Genomic DNA, 20,963 nt, shown 5'->3' with positions numbered 1-20,963 from the left:
GGGCGAGTGTTAAGGCCGGATCGCCGGGGCGCGGCATGGCTTTTCGCACGGCGTGATCCGCCAAGCTGTTGAAAAGACAAAAAAAGGGCCGACCCCGGAAGGATCGGCCTTGAAAGTTTTAGGAGAGGATGCCTGAAAGGCACCGTCTTTGTGCACGGGCACAGTTTATTGTGCAAGTGCGAAAAGAGCAGTGATAGATGCGTTTCATGCAACTACTGCTAGCCAAACTACGAGGGAGGATGTTAGGTTTCGAGTATGGGGTATATGGTGCAACGCACAATCGAGCAGAATTTTCATGCGTAGATTGCCACCCCTGACCGCGATCGAGGCCTTTGTTCAGGTGGCGCGGCTGGGATCGATCAAGGCCGCTTCGGCCGAACTGGCGCTCTCACCACCCGCGCTCAGCCGGCGTGTGCAGGCGCTCGAACGGTTCATCGACAAGCCCTTGTTCGACCGCCGCCACCAGGCGGTGGTGCTCAATGCCGATGGCGAAAGACTGCTGGCGCAGATCGCACCGGCGATCGACAGCCTGTCGGACGCGGTCGAGGCGATGATGAGCGGCAGCGACGTGTTGCGGTTGCGGCTCGGCATCCTGCCCTTGTTCGCCTCGCAGCGGCTGTTTCCGAAACTTGGCGATTTGCGCGCGAAACATCCCGAACTGCATCTCGATATCGACACCGCCGGGCACGGCGTGCTGCGCCTGGGCGACGGGCTCGATGCGGTGATCGCGCTGGCCCGCGATATCGACCCCGGCCTCTATGCCAAGCGGCTCGATCGCAATTCAGTCTATGTGATCGGCGCGCGTGCCCTGATCGAGGGCGACACTCCGGTGACCGATCCGGCGCAGCTCAAATCGCTGACCGCGCTGGTCCACCGCGACATGCCCGATACGTTCAGCGCATGGCGGCAGGCGGCGGGGCTTGGCGACCTCGAACCGCTGGCGATCGACCATTTCGATTCCGGGCCGTTGATGCTCGAGGCGGCGGCGCAGGGGCTCGGCATCGCCTTCATGCACGAAAGCCATTTCGAGGACGCGCATGACGAGCGGCTGGTCAGGCTGTTCGATATCGAGGTCGAGAGTCCATACAGCTATTGGTTCGTGTGCCGTCCACGCGCGCTCGCGCTGCGTCCGGTCAAGCTGTTCCACGACTGGCTGATCGAGGCCGTCGCCGAGAAGTGAGCCGTGAACGGACCGGCACCGCCAAAATGCGCCCTCAGCGCATTTTCAAACGGCCGGCCCGCTCACAGGTCGGGTGATTATTCGGCGCGCATCGACACGATCTTGCCCGGCTCGCGCGGCGGCTCGCCCTTGGGCAGCGCGTCGACATGCTCCATGCCCTGGGTCACTTCGCCCCATACGGTGTACTGGCCGTCCAGGAAGCGAGCGTCGTCGAAGCAGATGAAGAACTGGCTGTTGGCCGAATTGGGGCTCTGCGCACGCGCCATCGAGCAGGTGCCGCGAACATGCGGCTCCTTGGAGAATTCGGCCGGCAGGTTCGGCTTGTCCGACCCGTGCATGCCGGTGCCGGTGGGATCGCCGCCCTGCGCCATGAAGCCGGGGATCACGCGGTGGAACACGACGCCGTCGTAAAAGCCGTCATTGGCGAGTTCGACGATACGCGCCACATGCTGCGGTGCGAGGTCGGGGCGAAGCTTGATCGTCACGGTGCCGCTGTCGAGCGTCAGCGTCAGGGTTTCGGGGGTATCGGCCATGAGGGGCTCCTGAAAGGGGAAAGCCGCGCCCTAGCGATCTGGGGCACGGCTGGCAAATAAGCGCTGTTATGGTGGCGCGATCCGGGCCGGTGCGGGCGATCAGCCCGGATTGGCATTAGGGCAAGGCGGCGTTAGACGGCAATGATACCGGGTGCGCCGTTTGCGCCAGGCCATTTTTTGGAAAGGGGAGGTCCAGCATGAACGAGACCGACCTGACATCCGCCGCAGACGAGGTCGAAACCGGCCAGCTCGACGAGGACGACCGGCTCAAACCCGAATTCGTGCGTGCGGTGCTCGACGCGGTCGAAGCGGGCGATGACGAAGCCGCACGATCGCTGGTCGAGCCGCTCCATCCAGCCGACATCGCCGATCTGTTCGAGCTGACCCCGAACGAACGCCGCAGCGATCTGGCCAAGGCGATCACTGACCTGCTCGACGGCGATGTGTTCGCCGAGATGAACGATTATGTCCGTGAGGATCTGATCGATTCGCTCAGTGCGACGCAGGTCGCCGATATCGCCTCCGAACTCGATACCGACGACGCCGTCGCGATCATCGAGGATATGGAGGAGGACGACCAGCGCGCCGTGCTGCGCGCGCTTGATCCCGACGATCGCGCCGCGATCGAGGAGGCGCTGTCCTATCCGGAGGAATCGGCCGGCCGATTGATGCAGCGCGAGCTGATCGCGGTGCCCGAACATTGGACGGTCGGCGACGCGATCGATTATCTGCGCGGTCATGAGGAACTGACCACCGATTTCTGGGAAATCTTCGTTGTCGATCCGGGCCACAAGCCGGTCGGAACCTGTCAGCTGTCATGGATATTGCGCACGCCGCGCACGGTATCGATCGGCGATGTGATGAAGCGCGAACAAACGCTGGTGCCAGTCGATATGGACCAGGAAGAAGTCGCGCTGCGCTTCCAGAAATACGCGCTCATTTCGGCCGCCGTGATCGATGCGGGCGGGCGGCTGGTCGGCATGATCACCGTCGACGATATCGTCCACATCATTTCCGAAGAAGCCGGCGAGGATATCCTCCGCCTGTCCGGCGCGGGCGAAGGCGACATCAACGAGCCGATCGCGCTGACCGTGCGCACCCGCATCACCTGGCTGGTGGTCAATCTCGGCACGGCGATGCTCGCGGCATCCGTGGTTGGCCTGTTCCAGGGCGAGATCGCCAAGTTCGCGCTGCTCGCGGTATTGATGCCGATCGTCTCGGGCATGGGCGGCAATGCCGGCACCCAGACCCTGGCCGTGGTGGTGCGCGCGCTGGCCACCAATCAGCTGACCAGTTCGAACACCGCACGGATGATCCTGCGCGAATTCCGCATCGCCGCCGCCAATGGCGCGATGCTCGGCATATTGATCGGCATGGGCACCTGGCTGATCTTCGGCAATCCCGACCTGGCAATCGTCATCGCCATGGCGATGGTCATGAACAATCTCGTGGCCGGCCTGTCCGGCGTGCTGATTCCCGTCAGCCTCGAACGCGCCGGAGTCGATCCCGCGGTATCGTCGGCGGTGTTCGTGACGATGATGACCGATGTGATGGGATTCTTCTGTTTCCTCGGCCTCGCCTCGCTCTGGGGGCTTGGCGGCTAGCCGCTTCGCGCCCATTTCCAGACCATGCCGCTTCATCTCACCAAGGTCGCGTTTGGCGCCACCGGTATCGAAAACCTTGCCGAGCGCCTACTGGTGCGCGCCGAGGCCGGGCCGGTCTTTCTCACCACGCGCTATTTGCCCAAACGGCATGAGGAGATCGCCGGCCAGGGGTCGCTGTTCTGGATCATCAAGCATCAGCTCATCGCGCGCTCGCCGATCCTGCAGTTTGGCGAAGCGGAGGGTGGCCGGATCGCCATCCATATCGATCCGCACCTGATCCTCACTCATGCGCGGCCCAAACGTGCGCATCAGGGCTGGCGCTATCTGGAGGATGCCGATGCGCCGGTCGATCTCGGTGTGGATGAAGTGGCCGGCGACGTCATGCCCGCTGCATTGATGGGCAAATTGTCGGGCCTGGGGCTCATCTGAGCGGCGGGACGTCGAAGAGATTTCGGGCTGAGTTGATTCACTCTCTTCCGTTCGCCCTGAGCTTGTCGAAGGGCCGCTCTTCTCTTTCCAACGCCAGAGAAGAAGGACGGTGCTTCGACAAGCTCAGCACGAACGGGGGAAAGTGGTTCTGCCCGAGGCGAGGCACGCTAAGGCTTTGGTTTGCCGCACGTCACTGGCCCGCCGGCCATCGCCTTGACCACACAGGCCGGTTCGCCGCTGACAGTGACGCGACCCAGGCCGGTGGTGGTCACCGCCGCGGTATAACGCGCCGCGGCGCGTGTTTCGCCGGTGCCGTCGAGCCGCACGATCAGGTCGCTGGCATCGAGTGCGCCGGCATCGATCGTGCCGGGGCCATTGGTCATCAACCTGGTTTTCGCCGCACGGCCGCTCAGCGTGACCGACCCGCTGCCGATCACCGTGGCATTGAGCTGATCGGCGGCGATCCCGTTGACGGTCAGCACGCCCGATCCATTGATGGCGAGATCGATCCGCTGCCCGGCCATCCCGCCGACGGTCAGCCGCGCGCCGGCATTGACGTTGACCGAACGCAGCGTCGGCGTGGACAGGGTGATAACCGGCGCCTTGCCGGCGGTGGTCGGCGTCTCGCCCCAGCCGTCATTGCCCATGCGAATGATCAGGGTGCCGCCTTCGACGCGGATGGCGAGCCGATCGAGCGTACGGGGGTCTGCATCGGCCCGCGCGCCGGGTGCCTTGCCGGTGTCAAGCCGGACATCGAACGGGCCGTCGATGCGGATACGGTCGAAACTGCCGATGGCATAGGTCCGGTCGGCAGCGTCCGCGCTGGCAGGAAGGAATAACAGGCTGGCGGCGATCAGATGACGGATCATGCGACCTGCATCGCACTGATCCGCCATAGTGCCAAGCCTGTCAGGCGATCAGCCGCAATGGACTTCGCCCGACCCTATCTTCGACGTCGTGCATTTCGCGCCCTTGCCAAGATCGACATCGCCGGATCCGATGACGGAGACATCGGCCGGGCCGGTCACGTCGGCGGTGGCGCTGCCCGATCCGGCGATCGAGACGCTCGCGTCCTCCGCCTTGACGCCGCCGGCATCGATATCGCCTGATCCGGCGATCTTCATCGACAATTGTTTCGCTGCGCCCGCGACATTCATATCCCCCGAACCCGCGATCGAGAATTTGCCGGTCTGCACATTCAGTGCGGCGATCGTCAGATTGCCCGATCCGGCGGTTTCACCGGCAAAGCTTTGCCCGTCGATGCGATCGATCGTCATATTGCCCGATCCAGCAATTCCCGCCCCGGCGATGCGCGGCATGGTCACGAAGATCTTCACGCCCTTCTGATCGCTGTCCCAGTTGAAGCCGGAATTGTTGATCCGGCCGACTTTAAGCGTGTTGCCGATCTTCTCGATCTTGAGCTTGTCGAGTTCCTTGGACGGGCCTTCGGCGCGAACCGAGAAGCCGGTGCCGACCCGGACATCGATATCGTCCGATCCGCGCAGGTCGACCTGGTCGAAATCGGTGGCGGCAAAGCTTCGCGTCGTGCCGCTGCCTGACCCGGGAAGGCCCTGTTTCGCATCGGCAGAATCCGAACCGAAGGAGCAGGCGGCGAGCGGAAGGACGGCGATGGTGGCGAACAGGCGCATGAAACTCTCTCCACTGTGTATTGGTTGGATAACACACTTAATAGCGGAGGTGCAAGCAAAAAGGGCGGCCATTGCTGGCCGCCCTCTTCGTTCGTCAGGTCAGGCCCCGATCAGGCGGGAACCTTGTCCTTGTTGTGGATCGCTGCGGCCTTGCGCAGAATCTCCAGGATCTTTTCCTGTGCGGTCGGCTCATCGACCTGCTCCATCGCCGCGAGTTCGCGGGCGAGGCGGCTGGTCGCGCCTTCGAAGATCTGACGCTCCGAATAGCTCTGCTCGGGCTGATCGTCGGCACGGAACAGGTCGCGGACCACTTCGGCGATCGACACCAGGTCGCCCGAATTGATCTTCGCTTCATATTCCTGCGCGCGACGCGACCACATGGTGCGCTTGACGCGCGGCTTGCCGGTCAGCGTATCGAGCGCCTCACGCAGCGTCTTATCCGAGGAAAGCTTGCGCATCCCGACCGACTCGGCCTTGTTGGTGGGCACGCGGAGCGTCATGCGCTCTTTTTCGAAGCGCAGCACATAGAGTTCGAGTTGCATGCCGGCGATTTCCTGCCGCTGCAGCTCGATGACACGGCCAACGCCGTGCTTGGGGTAAACGACATAATCGCCGACGTCGAAGGACAGCGCCTTGGCAGCCATTCCGTTGAGCCTTTCTGTGGACCGATGCCCCCGGAGAAGCGCGACGGCAACAGTGCCGGGTCGCGCGATGGGGAGTGTTGATTTCAGTACGTCTCCAGATCGGAAGAACGCGCAACCGTGCCTTCCGTCTCCGGCTATTTAACACAGTCGTAATAAAATTACCAGCCAAACATGGCTGGACACAGGCAATTAACGCTGAAACCGACCCAGATCGGGCAGCATCGGACCTCGATCAGTCCCCCGTGCCGGGCTCGGCCGAGAAGTATTTGTCGAACTTGCCCTCTTCGCCCTTGTGCTCATCGGCGTCCGCCGGAGTCTGATCCGACTTGCGCGTGACATTGGGCCATTGCGCGGAGAAGGTGTTGTTGAGTTCCATCCACTGCTCGAGACCGGATTCGGTGTCGGGCAGGATCGCCTCGGCCGGGCATTCGGGCTCGCACACGCCGCAATCGATGCATTCGCTTGGATTGATGACGAGCATATTCTCGCCTTCGTAGAAACAGTCGACGGGGCAGACCTCGACGCAGTCCATATACTTGCACTTGATGCAGGCGTCGGTGACGACGTAGGTCATGGCGGTATCCCGAATAGGCCCCGAAAAGGGCAGATAACCCGCTTCTGCTATGCGCCGCTTCCGTCCCCGTCAATCGGATGCGGCTTGCTGCGAGACGTTCTCAGATTCCGCTGGCACCGATAAAATGCGCTCTATCGCGCATTTTCGAAGGAGCTCTCTGTGAGCTCGGTATAGCAGGAACGGGCTTCAGGGGCTGGCCCTCTTCTGGGTGGCAATGCTTCGACCCGGATCACCCGCACGCCGCCAGGACCGAGAAAGGTCAGCACATTGCCGATCCTGACCGGGACATGCGCCCGGTCGATCGGCCTTCCATCGATACGCAGCCGGCTGCTGGCAGCGATCGCCTGGGCGGCGCTGCGGGTCTTGGCCAGCCGCGCGAACCACAAGAAGCGATCGAGACGCATCGCTGCGCCGTCAGGCATGACAATCAGCCACGAAACCTATCCACGAAACCTATCCACGAAACAGGGCGAGATCGGCGAGCGCCGAGAAGGCATTGTCGCGCGGTGGCGGTACGACCTTGGCGCGAGTCTGACCGCGCCAGATCCAGCGCGGCCGGTCGTTTTCGGGCGGTGCGGCGCGAAAGCCCAGCCCGGCCATCAGCCGTTCGAGTGTCGCGGGCGCAACGCCGATCGAGGTGGCAAGGGCGGGATCGGGCGTGAAGGGACGGCGCCCTGCCCGCGCATCATGGGCCGCGCGGGCGATGCGCTCGACCAGATCGATGCGCACCGCCTGGGTGGCAATCTGGCGATACCCGGACTCAAGCGTCGCGCCGGGCGTGCCGCGCGCCAGCACCGTCGCGGCGTCGGGCGGTCCCTCGGCAATCACTGTGCCGGTGCGCGCGGCAAGCAATGCGCGCCGCCATAGCGCGGCGGCGGGCTTCAGCAGGCGCGGATCGAACAGGTCGAGCGCACCGATCGTGATGCCGATCGCCCGCAATCGCTTGCGCGCCGCCGGGTCGAGGCCATCGACCGCCACCTGCAGGTCGATGCGCGCGGCAAGGCCGGCGCGATCGACCAGGGCGGCGGAAACGGCGCGCAGCGCCGGGCTGGCGGCCGCGTCGCGTGCGGCCGCGTCCAGCTGAACCAGCGCGGGCAATCGCGATCGGGTCTGATCGGCGATCCAGCGATCGAGCCGCGTCGCGATCTTCGTACGCATCGCCGAATCGAGGCAGTCGAGCGCGGGGTCGAGCTTTACGCGCGGCCGGACGAGCGACGGCCCCGCCACCAGCGCCGCAACCGTCAGCCCGTTCCAGGTGAGCAGCGGCTTGCTGCGGATATCAGCGACGAGCGACAGTGCCGCATCGTCCGCGCCGGCCAGCGCCGCGCCGCGCCGGGCGCGTTCGTCGCCGAGCCGGCGTTCGGCCGCGGCGAGCAACAGGCGCTTGTCGCCGTGCCGCGCATCGGGTGCGACAATGAAGCGGAACCCGTCGAGCCGGCCGATCGGATGATCCTCGACCATCACTTCGCCCTGCTCGCCGATCACCACCGGCAAGGCGCGCGTGTCCGCGCCGATCTGCCGCAGCAACATGGTGGTGCGCTTGTCGACGAAACGCTGCGTCAGGCCGAGATGCAGGGCATCCGACAGCCGTTCCTCGACCTCCCCTGCCCGTCCCGCCCAATGCGCGGGGTCGGCCAGCCAGTCGGGGCGGTTGGCGATATAGGCCCAGCTGCGCGCCGCCGCGATCCGTCCGGCCAGCGTTTCGACATCGCCCGCGACGGTATCGAGCCGGGTGATCTCATCCGCGAACCATTGATGCGGAATATGGCCGGACCCTTCGCTCAGATGACCGAACACCCGCCCGACGAAGCGGGCATGCGGATCGACGCCGAGCTTGCGGAAATCGGGCAGGCCACAGGCCGCCCAGAGCCGCGCGACCATCGCCGGCGACCGCACCCGGTCGCGCACCCAGTCCTCGCCCGCCAGGCGTTTGAGCACCGCGAGGTCGACTGCCTCGGGCGCGGCGCGCAGCGCGCGGTTGCCGGGCCGCGCCTCCAGCGCGGCGATCAGGTCGTCGATGCTCGACAGATCGGGCTCGCCGTCGCGCCAATAGAGGAAGTCGAGCCGCGGGAAGCGATGCTCCTCGATCGCCAGCACTTCCTCCGGCATGAACGCGCCCGGGCCTTGCTCGACCAGTGCGCCGAACGTGCCGTCGCGCTGGTGCCGCCCGGCACGCCCGGCGATCTGCGCCATCTCGGCGACGGTCAGGCGGCGCTGGCGATGCCCGTCGAACTTGTTGAGGCTGGCAAAGGCGACATGCGCGACGTCCATGTTCAGGCCCATGCCGATCGCATCGGTCGCAACGAGATAATCGACCTCGCCCGCCTGGAACATCGCGACCTGCGCATTGCGCGTGCGCGGCGACAAGGCACCCATCACCACCGCCGCGCCGCCGCGCAGCCGCCGCAGCATCTCGGCCACGGCATAGACTTCCTCGGCGCTGAACGCGACGATCGCCGACCGCTTGGGCAAACGCGAGATTTTCTTCGCCCCGGCATAGCTCAGGGTCGAGAAACGCGGACGGTTCTGGATATCCGCCTCCGGCACCAATGCTTTCAGCATGGGACGAAGGGCTTCGGAGCCGAGGATCATCGTCTCCTCGCGGCCGCGAGCGCGCAGCAGCCGGTCCGTGAAGACATGGCCGCGCTCCGAATCCGCTCCGAGCTGTGCCTCGTCGATCCCGACAAAGGCGAGATCACGGTTAAGCGGCATGCTCTCCGCCGTGCACAGGAACCAGCGCGCGTCCTTCGGCACGATCTTCTCTTCGCCGGTGATCAGCGCGACGCGCGACGCGCCTTTCAGCTTGACGACCCGGTCATAGACTTCGCGCGCCAGCAGCCGCAGCGGGAAGCCGATCATGCCGCTCGAATGGCCGCACATCCGCTCGACCGCGAGGTGCGTCTTGCCGGTATTGGTCGGGCCCAGCACGGCGGTGATGGGCGGGGCGTGGTCGGCGCGGCTCATGGCAATGACGAACATCGTCGCAGTGCCGCGCCGGCGCAACCCGGTCAAAGCGGAAATCGCGGCCAAGCAATTAAGATGGTTGAAAGTTCCGGTAAAAAAATCGCTTCGCCGCAGCGTCTGAACGGTTGACCTTACGGCTTTGGCTACGGAACATTCCTTAATTTGACTTTAGTATTTCCGCGCCACAGTCAGTCGACGCGAGCCCGGGGGTGAGCGGCGACGAGTGGCGTGGGGGAACTATCGCCTTGTTTTTACGCAGCGATCATGGATTGGATCAGGCAGGTGGCACGGCTACCCTGTCGTTCGGCCGCGCCGCGTTCGTTCCCGCGATGCCCTCGACCCTTGACCGGCTTCGCGCGGCCATTGCCCGGATCGACTGGGCGCCCGATCTCGGATCGCAGATCGGCTCGGCCGACTGGTGGCGCGGCGCTGCGACGTGCACCGCGCTGATCGCCACGACCTGCCTGTTGTCGCCCGGCTTCGATCGCCCGGTCCTCGGCGATGTTCCGCCGCCGCTGTCGGGCAGCGAATGGGACGAGGCGCGCGCTCAGTCGATCGCGCCGCTTGCCTGGGGGGCGGCGACCGGCCGGCACATGGCGGCGAATGACATGGTCGCACCGCTTGCCGAACGCCCGGAACGCCCGATTCAGGATGTCGTGCTGACCTTTGGCCAGGGCGACAGCTTCGCGCGTGCGCTTGAGCGCGCCGGCGTCTCCAGGGCGGATGCCGGTGATGCGGCGCAGCTGGTTTCGGGCGCGATCGCGCTCGGCGACATCCGGCCGGGCACACGGATCGACATGACGCTCGGGCGTCGCCCCGACCGCACCGTCGCTCGTCCGCTCGAAAAACTGGCATTCCGCGCCAAGTTCGATCTCAAGGTTCTGCTTAACCGCAATGGCGACACGCTCGCTTTGACTCGTCAGGCAATTGCCGTCGACCATACGCCGCTGCGCATCCAGGGGCTGGTGGGATCGAGCCTGTACCGCTCGGCGCGCGCCGCCGGCGCTCCGGCCAAGGCAGTCGAAGCCTATATCAAGGCGATCGCGTCGCGCATCTCGATCGGCCGCGATGTGGGATCCGCCGATACCTTCGACTTCGTGCTCAAACAGGCGCGCGCCGCGACCGGCGAAGTCCAGCTCGGCGAGCTGATGTATGCGGGTCTCGATCAGGGCCGCAAGAAGATCCAGCTGGTCAAATGGGGCGACCAAGGCCGCGAACAATGGTTCGAGGCCAATGGCGTGGGCGAGCGTCGCGGCACGATGGGCATGCCGGTCGCCGGTCGGTTGACCTCCGGCTTCGGCATTCGCATCCATCCGATTCTGCGTACCGCGCGGATGCACAAGGGGCTCGATATCGCGGCCGCTTATGGCTCGCCAATCTATGCCGCGATGGACGGCGTGGTGGCGCTGGCCGGGCGCAATGGCGGCTATGGCAATTTCGTGAAGCTAATGCATGGCGGCGGCATGGCCACTGGCTATGGCCATATGAGCCGCATTGCGGTGCGCCCGGGCACACGCGTCGCGCGCGGCCAGGTGATCGGCTATGTCGGCTCGACCGGCATGTCGACCGGGCCGCATCTTCATTATGAATTGTGGAAGAACGGCGTGGCGATCAACCCGCGTTCGGTCTCGTTCACCACCATGGCGCAGCTGTCGGGCGCAACGCTCAAGGCCTTCAAGGCGCGCGTCGCGTCGCTGATGTCGGTCCGTCCCGGCGGCCGCTGACGGTTCGCTGGTTCGTAGCCGGCCGTGCCTCCTCTTGTCCCGTGACGAGGCGGCACTATTGAAATTCTTCTAAGTCATTGATTCACATGGGATATGTCGCCATGGCGGACGCCGGAGATGTGCGACTGGGGGTGTCCCATATCTCACTCGACCGCCCATCCGACCGCGTGATTCGATCGTCCAAAGCCCGCCCGAAGATACGCAACAACCGGTGTCCCATATCTCGTCTGGTCGAGGGTGATCGAAACGCCCGATTACCGCCCCTGCGAGCGCCAGCGCTTGATCGTGCGGCCGATGATCTGATCCTCCGACCCGACTTCGCGCCACAATTCGGAGAAGAGCGGATCGTCCGATGCCGGGCGCTTATTCTCTTCCAGCCCGTCGAACGACACGCGGATCGGAATGGCGACACCCTCGCCGCAGATGATGCATTCGCGGTTGCGCAGTGCGGGGATCGAATCGAGAAAGCCGCGCGCGCCTTCGGGCATCGCGGCGCGCACGAACGCCTGGTCGCGGTCATTGTTCAGCCGCATCGAGATGATCGTGCCGCACTGCGACAGCACGCCTTCGGCCAGATCCGACGGACGCTGTGTGATCAGGCCGAGCGAGACGCCATATTTGCGCCCCTCCTTGGCAATCCGGCTAAGGATACGGCCGACCGACGAGGTATCGGCATTGCGTTCGTTGGGAATGTAGCGATGCGCTTCCTCGCACACGAGCAGGATCGGGCGCTGCGCCTCGTTGCGCGACCAGATCGCAAAGTCGAACACCATGCGGCTCAGCACGGCGACCACCACGGACGTGATGTCCGACGGTACGCCCGATACGTCGATGATCGAGATCGGCTTGCCGTCGCCGGGCAAGCGGAAGATGCGCTCGATAAAGCTCGCCATCGTGTCCGCGACCAGCATGCCGGAGAACATGAAGCTGTAGCGCGGATCGGCCTTGATCTCCTCGATCTTGGTGCGCAGGCGCAGATAGGGCGCGGTGTCGCCGGCGCGGTCCATCTTGCCCATTTCCAGGCCGATCAGATTGGTCAGGTCACTGAGCAGATAGGGGACCGGCGCGTCGACGGTGAGCTTGGTGATTTCCTGCCCCAGCCGCCCCTTGGCGCGCGCCATCAACAGGCATTTTGCGAGGATGTCGGCGTCGATCTGACGCTCCGAACCCGCCGTGGTCAGGAAAACCTCGCAATGTTCCTCGAAATTCATCAACCAGTACGGCATCTGCAGGTTCGACACGTCGAAGATCGCGCCATTGGTCTTGAACGCGGCGGCATATTCGCCGTGTGGATCGACCATCACAATATGCCCTTGCGGGGCGAGTTCGCAGATCTTGTGCAGGATCAGCGCGGCACTGGTCGATTTGCCGGTACCGGTCGACCCCAGCAGCGCGAAATGCTTGCCGAGCATGGCGTCGATATAGAGCGACGCGCGGATATCGCGGGTGGGGTAGACCGTGCCGATCTCGATAAAAGCGCGATCGTCGGCGGCGTAGACCTGTTTCAGGTCGGCGGTCGATACCGGGAAAACCTGGGTACCGGGGACAGGATAGCGCGTGACGCCGCGGCGGAACTTGTACAGCTTGCCGGTCAGCTTCTCCTCATCGCCTTCGCCGAGGAAATCGACCTGTGCGGCGATGCGGTTCTGGGCACCTTCGACCAGCCGCAACGAGCGGATATTGGCGATCAGCCAGCTGCTGCCGACGCGCATCTTGATCTGGCTGCCGACCGATCCGGCGCTGGCGACGACCGGGTCGGGGCTGTCCGCGAATGTGTCGAGCGCACGGGGATCGAGCATCACCTGGCTGCTCGATCCAGCGATCTCCAGCACCACGCCGATCGCTTCGCCCAGCGCGCCGGGCAATATGGCCTTCGTCTTTGCCATCATCGTTGCGGGCGCGGCCTTGTCGAAAGCCTGGCTGCCCAACATTTCCGTCATCTGGGTGGTCCCCCGGGTTTACCCCGCGGCGTTATGGTGCAAACTCGTAAACATAAGGTTCTACTGTATTTGTGCGGGTCGTTACGGGCCCGTACTCTCTCAAAGACGCCGCGCGACATAGCCGGCGGTCCAGCCGAACAGCACTGAAAGCGCGACGGCGACCAGGCCATAGGCGATCGAATGATTGTCGGCGGCGCGCGCGACATAGCGTTCGAAACCCGATTTGCGGATGTCGATGTCGCGCGTCGCGGCGGCCAGCACGCGGCCGTCGCGAATCAGGAAGGTTTCGGCGGTGAAGCGCCCGACCGGCACGCGCGCGGGGATGGTGACGCGGGCGCGGTACAGCACGCCGTCAGTGATCTCGACCGCGCGCGGCGCTTCGTAATAGAGGCCGGACCGGCGCTTGAGATCGACCAGGCCGCTGGCGAAGCGATCCTGTTCTTCGGGCGGCGCACTACTCGCGGGCGATAATTGCAGGCTGCCCAGGCCGAGTTCGTAGATCGCGCGGGTGCGGTCATCGACCAGGTCGCCGATCGGCCGGGACGACAGGATCGCATAGAAACTGGGCGCCGACCGATAGCGCAGCCGCGCGGCATTGACCCAGATACCGGCGACCTTTTCCTTCTCGCGCACCAGGATCGATTGCACCGGCCCCTTGACCACCACCACCACATCGGTCGGTTTCTCGACCCCTGGCAATCGGCCGCCGGGATAGAGAACCGCACCGAACAGCAGCAGTTCGGCGCCGGTGAAGGAATAGGCGATCTCGATATTGCGCTGCGAAACATCGGGTACCAGCACGGGCTTGGCCTGCCCCATCAGCAATGGCGCGAACAAGAGCAGCGCCAGCCGCTTCATGACAATTCGACCGAATAAATTTCGTCGGGCCGCCAGCCGAGCCCGATCGCGATCCGGACCGCGACCAGCAGCACGATGATGGCAAGCGCGAAGCGGAGATATTCGGGCTTCACCCGATTGGCAAAGCGTGCGCCGACCTGCGCGCCGACCACCGAGCCGAGCAGCAGCAGCACCGCCAGCACGATATCGACCGCCTTGGTCGTCGTCGCATGGACCATGGTCGCGGCAGCCGTCACGAACAGCGTCTGGAACAGCGATGTGCCGACCACCACCTGAGTCCCCATACCAAGCAGATAGAGCATCGCCGGCACCAGGATGAAGCCGCCACCGACCCCGAGCAATATGGTCAGGATGCCGGTGAAGAAGCCGAGCAGCAACGGCGCGAGCGGCGAAATATAGAGGCCCGAGGCATAGAAACGCGTCCGGAGCGGCAGCGCGGCGACCAGCGGATGGTGCCGGCGCTTGCGTGCCTGGGGCGCGGTGCCACCGCGTGACGCGCTGATCGCCTGGAGCGATTCACGTGCCATCAGCCCGCCGATCGACCCGAGCAGCAGGACATAGACCACCGCGATCACCGTATCGATCTGGCCGCTCGCCTGGAGCAGCCGGAAGATCCCCGCCCCGGCAAAGGAGCCGACCACGCCGCCCGCGACCAGCACCCCGCCCATCTTGAAATCGACGCCCTTGCGCCGGACATGCGCGAACACCCCTGATACGCTCGCGCCGGTCACCTGGCTCGCGGCGGATGCGGCAGCGACGGTCGGCGGAATGCCATAGACGATCAGCAGCGGTGTGGTCAGGAATCCGCCGCCGACCCCGAACATGCCCGACAGGATGCCGACCCCGCCGCCAAGCAGGATGATGACGAGCGCATTGACCGACAAATTGGCGATGGGCAGGTAAAGATCCATTGCCGATGATGACTATCCTGTTCGCGCGACAGGCGGAAGCGGCCCTATTCAGAAAATCGGCCTGAGAAATCGGTACTGGACTTCACTGCGCCCGACGCTTTAGCGTCCCGCTGCCTAAGGGGAGCGTTTGATGAAGCTGGCAATTCGTCTCACTCTGCTGGGCCTCGCGCTCGCACCGGTCGCGGCTTTTGGGGATAATAGTCCCCAGGTCATCCTTGCCACACCCGGCATTGGCGGCGGCGCGATCGAACGCTTCACCGCACGTTTCAGCCAGCCAATGGTCGCTTTGGGCGATCCGCGCGCGACCGGCCCGTTCGACGTGACCTGCCCGGTCGCGGGCGAAGGCCGCTGGGTCGACCCGCAGACCTTCGTGCATGAATTCAAGAACGGCCTGCCCGGCGGTACCACCTGCGAGTTCAAGCTCAAGGGCGGACTGAAAAGCGTGTCGGGCTATGCCGTTACCGGCCAGCAAAGCTTCAAGGTCGATAGCGGCGGGCCGGTCGCCCGCGCTGTCCTGCCGGAGCGTTATGACGGCGAGATCGAGGAGGACCAGACCTTCCTGGTCGCCGCCAATCTGCCCGCGACCGCCGCGTCGGTCGGCGCCAATGCCTATTGCTCGGTCGAGGGCATCGGTGAGAAGATTCCGGTCGATGTGCTGCCCGCCAGCCTGCCGGGCGAATTGCTCGGCAAGATGGGCACCGACAATTGGAACGTGCGCAGCTTCCTGGAAACGGCTGGACTGCCGGCCTCGGTGCCCGCTTCGGCGGCGGACCGCGCCAAGGCCTATGAAGGCGTGACCGCGCTCAAATGCCGCCGTCCGCTGCCCCCCGGCCGCGATGTCGCGCTGGTCTGGGGCGCGAACATTGCCGGCGCCGGCGGCAAGCTGGCGGGCGCCGATCAGCGCTTCGACTATACCGTGCGCAAGCCGTTCACGGCGCGCTTCGAATGCAGCCGCGTCAATGCCCAGGCGGGCTGTTCGCCGGTCGAAAAGGCGCATGTCCGCTTCACCGCGCCGATCGCGATGACCGACGCGCAGCAGATCAGCATCACCACTGCCGACGGCAAGACGATCGCGCCGGTGTTCGATGACGACGACAAGAAAAAGGCGACGATCAGCGATATCGACTTCGCCGCACCGCTACCGGCATCGACCGCCGCGAAACTGACACTGCCGGCGGGTCTCAAGGACGAAAGCGGCCGCCCGCTCGCCAATGCCGAGCGCTTCCCGCTCGACGTCCGGTTCGACGAAGCGCCGCCGCTGGTGAAATTCGCCGCCCCCTTCGGCATCATCGAGGCGAAGGAGGGCGGCATCCTGCCGGTCACCGTGCGCAATATCGAGGATAGCCTGCAGGGTTCGAATCTTGCCGTTGCCGGGCAAAGCCTGCGCGTCGAGGCATCGGACGGACAGATCGCCAACTGGCTGCGCATCGTCGACGACGCCGATGACGAAAAATCGGAGACGATCAAGCGCGGCGGGGAAGACCTCCGCATCAACAATACCGGTGCGGCGCCAATCCTCGCCGGCGGGTCGGCCACGGCGCTGAAAGTGCCGCTGCCCGGCAAGGGCAAGGATTTCGAGGTCGTCGGGATCAACCTGGCCAAGCCCGGATTCTATGTCGTGGAGCTGGCCAGTCCCGTGCTTGGCCAGGCGCTGCTCGGGCGCAAGGCGCCGCGCTATGTTGCCAGCGCCGCTCTGGTCACCAACATGGCGGTGCATTTCAAATGGGGCCGCGAACGCAGCCTTGCCTGGGTGACTCAGCTCGATAGCGGCAAGCCAATGGCCGATGCCGAGGTGCGCATCACCGACAGCTGCAGCGGCCGGCTGCTCGCGCGCGGCGTGACCGATAAGGCCGGCGGGCTGTTCGTGCCGCCCGGCCTGCCCGAGCCGCAAACCTATGGCAGCTGCGACAATGGCAATACCGGACCGCTGATGATCTCGGCCCGCGCCGGCGACGATTTCAGCTTCACCCTGACCGCCTGGGGCGACGGCATCCGGCCCTATGATTTCGACTTGCCCTATGGCTACGAAGCCAAGTCGGAAATCCTCCACACCGTGTTCGATCGCGCGCTCGTCCGCCAGGGCGAGACGGTCCATATGAAGCATATCGTGCGCAAGCCGATCGGTAACGGCTTTGAAAAGACGCCCGCCTTTACCGGCACGCTGCGCCTGTCGCATCGCGGTTCGGACACCCAGTTCGACCTGCCGCTGACGATCGACGACAGCGGCGTGGGCGAGACCGAATGGAGTGCGCCGCAGGGCGCGCCGATGGGCGATTACGACCTGCAGGTGATCACCGGGGACCGCACGATCTATACCGGCCAGTCGTTCAAGGTCGACGAATACAAGCTGCCGACGATGCGCGCGACCGTGACCGGTCCGAAGGAAGCCGCAATCCGCCCCAAGACCATGCCGCTCGACCTGTTCGTCGGCTATCTCTCGGGTGGCGGTGCGTCGAACCTTGCGGTCGATATGCGCGTCGGCTGGTTCGGGCGCAGCGCCAATCCCGAGGGCTATGAAGCGTTCAGCTTCGGCGGCGAGGACATCAAGGAAGGCGTGAAGCCGCTCAATGGCGATGGCGAGGAGCAATCGACGCCACTGCCGCCGACTCAGACGCTCCCCGCGACGCTTGGCGGCGACGGCACCTCGCGCACCACGATTGACGTGCCGGCGCTCGAAAACGGCGCCGATATGCTGGTCGAGATGGATTATCAGGACGCCAATGGCGAAGTGCTGACCGCGTCGCGGCGCATCCCGATCTATGCCTCGGCGGTGCAGCTCGGCGTGAAGACCGATGGCTGGCTGATGAAGCAGGACGATCTGCGCCTGCGCTTCGTCGCGCTCGACACCTCGAACAAGCCGATCGCCAACCAGAAAATTTCGGTCGCGCTGTACAGCCGCAAGGTGCTGACCGCGCGGCGCCGGCTGATCGGCGGCTTCTACGCCTATGACAATCAGATGCGCACCGAAAAGCTCTCGGCGACGTGCAGCGCGACGACCGATGCACAGGGCCTGGCGCAATGCTCGGCCGATCCGGGCGTGTCGGGTGAAGTCTATGCCGTGGCGACGACCAGCGATGCGAACGGCAATGTCGCACGTGCGACGCGCTCGGTCTGGCTCGCCGGCGATGACGATTGGTGGTTCGGCGGCGACAATGGCGATCGCATGGACGTGGTCCCCGAACGCACCGATTATAAAGCCGGCGAAACCGCACGCTTCCAGGTGCGCATGCCGTTCCGCGAAGCGACCGCCCTGGTCACGGTCGAGCGCGAAGGCGTTCTGTCCAGCTTCGTCACCACGCTGTCGGGCAAGGATCCGGTGGTCGAGGTGAAGATGCCGGGCAGCTATGCGCCCGACGTCTTCGTCTCGGTCATGGCGGTGCGCGGCCGTGTGCAAAGCGGCTTCTGGAGCTGGGTCAACGGTATTGCGCAAAGCCTCGGGCTGGCGAGCGGACCGCCTGAAGGACAGGAGCCGACCGCTCTGGTCGATCTCGCCAAGCCTGCTTATCGCCTCGGCATCGCCAAGGTGAAGGTCGGCTGGGACACGCACAAGTTGCAGGTTGCGGTCAAGGCGGACAAGGAACGCTATGCCGCGCGCGACACAGCGCAGGTCGATGTCCAGGTCAACGCGCCTGACGGCAAGCCGGCCGCCACCGCCGATGTCGCGTTTGTCGCGGTGGACGAAGCGCTGCTGCAGCTTGCCCCCAATGACAGCTGGGACCTGCTGACCGCGATGATGGGCGAACGCTCGCTCTCGGTGCTGACCTCGACCGCGCAGATGCAGGTCGTCGGCAAGCGCCATTATGGCCGCAAGGCGGTCGAGGCCGGCGGCGGCGGCGGTGGCGACCTGTCGGGCCTCAATCGCGAGAATTTCCAGCCGGTGCTGCTGTGGAAGGGCCGCGTCACCCTCGATGCGAAGGGCAGGGCGCGGATTCCGGTGCCGCTGTCCGACGCGCTGAGCTCGTTCAAGCTGGTTGCGATCGCAACCGACGGCGCCGATCTGTTCGGCACCGGCATGGCGGCGGTGCGCACCGCACAGGATCTGTCGATCTTTGCCGGCATGCCGACTCTGGTCCGATCGGGCGATTTCTATGCCGCGGCGTTCACGCTGCGCAACGGTTCGGACAAGCCGATGAAGGTCACCGCGACGGTCGATGTGTCGCCGCGCGTGGCTGAAGGCCGTCCGCTCACCGTGACCATCCCGGCGGGCGGCGCGGTGCCGGTCGCGTGGAACCTGACGGCGCCGGAAAATATCGCGACCTTGCGCTGGCAGGTGAAGGCGGTCGCGGACGGCAAAAAGGCGGTCGACCAGATCACGGTCAGCCAGGATGTCATTCCGGCGGTCCCGGTCGAAGTGTGGGCGGCGACGCTCGCACGCGTCGGCACCGATACGTCGATCGCGATCGCACCGCCGGCGGGCGCGCTGCCCGGTCGCGGCGTGGTCGATATCCGGCTCGACGATACGCTCCAGCCGCCACTGCAGGGCGTTCGCGCCTTCATGACCGCCTATCCCTACGAATGCTTCGAACAGACGCTGTCGCGCGCGGTCGCGCTGGGTGATGGCGGCGCCTGGACGCGGCTCGCGGCGAGCATACCGACCTATCAGGCATCGGACGGGCTGTTGCGCTACTGGCCGTCGGACAGCCTGACCGGGTCGGAGGCGCTGACCGCCTATGTCCTGTCGATGACCGCCGAGGCCGGCCTGCCGATCCCCGAAGCGCCGCGCACGCGGATGATCGAGGCGATGAAGGCCGTGCTCGACGGACGCTTGCGGCATGAACAATATGGCGATGTCCGGCTGCAGCGCGTTGCCGCGCTGACCGCCCTGGCGCGGCAGGGCGCGGCGTCGCCGGGCATGCTCGGCCAGCTCGGCATCCCGCCGAATGAAATGCCGACCAGCATGCTCGCCGACTATCTCGTGGCGCTTGATCGCATTCCCGGTATCGCCAATGCCGCCGCGCTCAAATCGAACGCCGAATCGGTGCTGCGCACGCGCCTGGTCTATGAAGGCACCAGGCTCGACCTATCGGATCAGAGCAACGCGCCCTGGTGGCTGATGTCCTCGGGCGATGAGGCGTCGATCAAGGCGGTCATCGCGACGCTCGGCCGGCCCGGCTGGCAGGACGATGCGCCGAAGATGATGGTCGGGGTCAGCCTGCGTCAGCTGCGCGGCCATTGGGATACGACCACCGCCAATGCCTGGGGCACGATCGCCGCGCGCAAATTCGGTGAGCTTTATCCGGCATCGGCGATCACTGGCCCGACCACCCTGTCGCTCGGCTCAGGCACGGTTACCCGTTCCTGGCCGCTCGCGGTCGATTTGCGCAAGGCGTCGTTCCCGCTGCCGGCGGTGACCACCCCGCTGAAAATGGCACAGGCCGGTTCCGCCGGCCCCTGGGCAATGGTCTCGGTCTCGGCGGCGGTGCCGCTCAAACAACCGCTCTTCGCCGGCTATAAAATGGCCAAGAAGACCGAGATCGTGCAGGCGCGCACGCCCGGCACGCTGACCCGCGGCGATGTGGTCAAGGTGACGATCACGGTCGAGGCCTCGGCCGAACGCAACTGGGTTGTGGTCAATGACCCGATCCCGGCGGGCGCGACGATCGTCGGCAATCTTGGCGGCCAGTCGCAGATTCTCGCCGGTCAGGCCAAGGCCGGTGACGGCGAGAGCTTCACGGCGGCTGATGGCGACGGCAAGCTATGGGATGTGCAGGTCGGCGTGCAGGCCTCTTATGTCGAGCGGCGGCGCGATTCCTGGCGCGGCTATTTCGCCTGGGTGCCGCGCGGCAGCTTCACCATCGTCTATCTGATGCGCATGAACGGCGCCGGCCGGTTCAGCCTGCCGCCGACGCGGGTCGAGGCGATGTATTCGCCCGCGATCCGCGCGCAGCTGCCCAATGCGCCGGTGACGGTGGCCCAACGGTGAGGTGTGCCTGACCCTGATCCAAGGCGCTCG

Annotated in this window: 15 protein-coding genes; 5 read left to right on the top strand and 10 right to left on the bottom strand. The window is 65.2% G+C overall.

The window, feature by feature from the left end; genetic code table 11:
• Positions 1-295 precede the first annotated feature (295 nt).
• Positions 296-1,180 carry a LysR substrate-binding domain-containing protein gene (locus tag ACRECS_RS01985; protein ID WP_431581271.1) on the top strand — a complete coding sequence of 295 codons (885 nt, stop codon included), beginning with the start codon at positions 296-298 and terminating at the stop codon, positions 1,178-1,180.
• A gap of 77 nt (positions 1,181-1,257) precedes the next feature.
• Here ACRECS_RS01985 and ACRECS_RS01980 read toward each other — a convergent pair whose 3' ends face one another.
• Positions 1,258-1,713 carry a peptidylprolyl isomerase gene (locus tag ACRECS_RS01980; protein WP_431581270.1) on the bottom strand — a complete coding sequence of 152 codons (456 nt, stop codon included), beginning with the start codon at positions 1,711-1,713 and terminating at the stop codon, positions 1,258-1,260.
• 197 nt (positions 1,714-1,910) lie between these two features.
• On the opposite strand from ACRECS_RS01980, the gene mgtE reads away from it, so the two are divergent.
• Both mgtE and ACRECS_RS01970 read left to right on the top strand, forming a co-directional pair.
• Positions 1,911-3,317 (top strand): magnesium transporter, encoded by a 1,407-nt coding sequence (gene mgtE, locus ACRECS_RS01975; protein WP_431581269.1) that lies wholly within the window; start codon positions 1,911-1,913, stop codon positions 3,315-3,317.
• A gap of 24 nt (positions 3,318-3,341) precedes the next feature.
• Entirely contained in the window at positions 3,342-3,746 is a 405-nt protein-coding gene (locus ACRECS_RS01970) for a DUF1489 family protein (protein WP_431581268.1), read from the top strand.
• Positions 3,747-3,913: 167 nt separating this feature from the next.
• On the opposite strand, the gene ACRECS_RS01965 is transcribed toward ACRECS_RS01970, so the two are convergent.
• The 6 genes from ACRECS_RS01965 to ACRECS_RS01940 form a co-directional block, all read right to left on the bottom strand.
• Positions 3,914-4,615: a GIN domain-containing protein gene (locus ACRECS_RS01965; protein WP_431581267.1), complete on the bottom strand. Its 702-nt coding sequence runs from the start codon at positions 4,613-4,615 to the stop codon at positions 3,914-3,916.
• A gap of 48 nt (positions 4,616-4,663) precedes the next feature.
• Positions 4,664-5,395 (bottom strand): head GIN domain-containing protein, encoded by a 732-nt coding sequence (locus ACRECS_RS01960; protein WP_431581266.1) that lies wholly within the window; start codon positions 5,393-5,395, stop codon positions 4,664-4,666.
• A gap of 110 nt (positions 5,396-5,505) precedes the next feature.
• A complete protein-coding gene (locus tag ACRECS_RS01955) occupies positions 5,506-6,039 on the bottom strand; it encodes a CarD family transcriptional regulator (protein WP_034157698.1) in 534 nt (177 codons plus the stop codon).
• Positions 6,040-6,271: 232 nt separating this feature from the next.
• Positions 6,272-6,613 carry a ferredoxin FdxA gene (gene fdxA / locus ACRECS_RS01950; RefSeq protein WP_431581265.1) on the bottom strand — a complete coding sequence of 114 codons (342 nt, stop codon included), beginning with the start codon at positions 6,611-6,613 and terminating at the stop codon, positions 6,272-6,274.
• A 131-nt stretch (positions 6,614-6,744) separates the two neighbouring features.
• The gene (locus ACRECS_RS01945; RefSeq protein WP_431581264.1) at positions 6,745-7,035 is read right to left on the bottom strand and encodes a S4 domain-containing protein; all 291 of its coding nucleotides are present in this window, start codon (positions 7,033-7,035) and stop codon (positions 6,745-6,747) included.
• Positions 7,036-7,066: 31 nt separating this feature from the next.
• Positions 7,067-9,577, bottom strand: coding sequence for a helicase-related protein (locus ACRECS_RS01940; RefSeq protein ID WP_431581409.1), 2,511 nt, complete (start codon positions 9,575-9,577; stop codon positions 7,067-7,069).
• Between the two features lie 245 nt (positions 9,578-9,822).
• Here ACRECS_RS01940 and ACRECS_RS01935 point away from each other — a divergent pair, with 245 nt between their 5' ends.
• Entirely contained in the window at positions 9,823-11,301 is a 1,479-nt protein-coding gene (locus tag ACRECS_RS01935; protein ID WP_431581263.1) for a M23 family metallopeptidase, read from the top strand.
• Between the two features lie 254 nt (positions 11,302-11,555).
• Here the strand turns inward: ACRECS_RS01935 and ACRECS_RS01930 are convergent, their stop codons facing one another.
• The 3 genes from ACRECS_RS01930 to ACRECS_RS01920 all read right to left on the bottom strand — a co-directional run bounded on the left by ACRECS_RS01930 (position 11,556) and on the right by ACRECS_RS01920 (position 15,010).
• A complete protein-coding gene (locus tag ACRECS_RS01930; RefSeq protein WP_431581262.1) occupies positions 11,556-13,241 on the bottom strand; it encodes an ATP-binding protein in 1,686 nt (561 codons plus the stop codon).
• A 99-nt stretch (positions 13,242-13,340) separates the two neighbouring features.
• Positions 13,341-14,099, bottom strand: a complete 759-nt coding sequence (locus ACRECS_RS01925) for a TIGR02186 family protein (protein WP_431581261.1) — start codon at positions 14,097-14,099, stop codon at positions 13,341-13,343.
• A complete protein-coding gene (locus ACRECS_RS01920) occupies positions 14,096-15,010 on the bottom strand; it encodes a sulfite exporter TauE/SafE family protein (RefSeq protein WP_431581260.1) in 915 nt (304 codons plus the stop codon). The genes ACRECS_RS01925 and ACRECS_RS01920 overlap by 4 nt, the downstream gene beginning before the upstream one ends.
• Positions 15,011-15,140: 130 nt before the next feature.
• On the opposite strand from ACRECS_RS01920, the gene ACRECS_RS01915 reads away from it, so the two are divergent.
• Complete coding sequence (locus ACRECS_RS01915) at positions 15,141-20,933, top strand: alpha-2-macroglobulin family protein (protein ID WP_431581259.1); 5,793 nt, start codon at positions 15,141-15,143, stop codon at positions 20,931-20,933.
• Positions 20,934-20,963 lie beyond the last annotated feature (30 nt).

The sequence above is a fragment of the Sphingomonas sp. genome (assembly GCF_050725575.1).
Classification (GTDB): domain Bacteria; phylum Pseudomonadota; class Alphaproteobacteria; order Sphingomonadales; family Sphingomonadaceae; genus Sphingomonas.
This window is presented reverse-complemented; position numbering and strand designations above follow the sequence as displayed.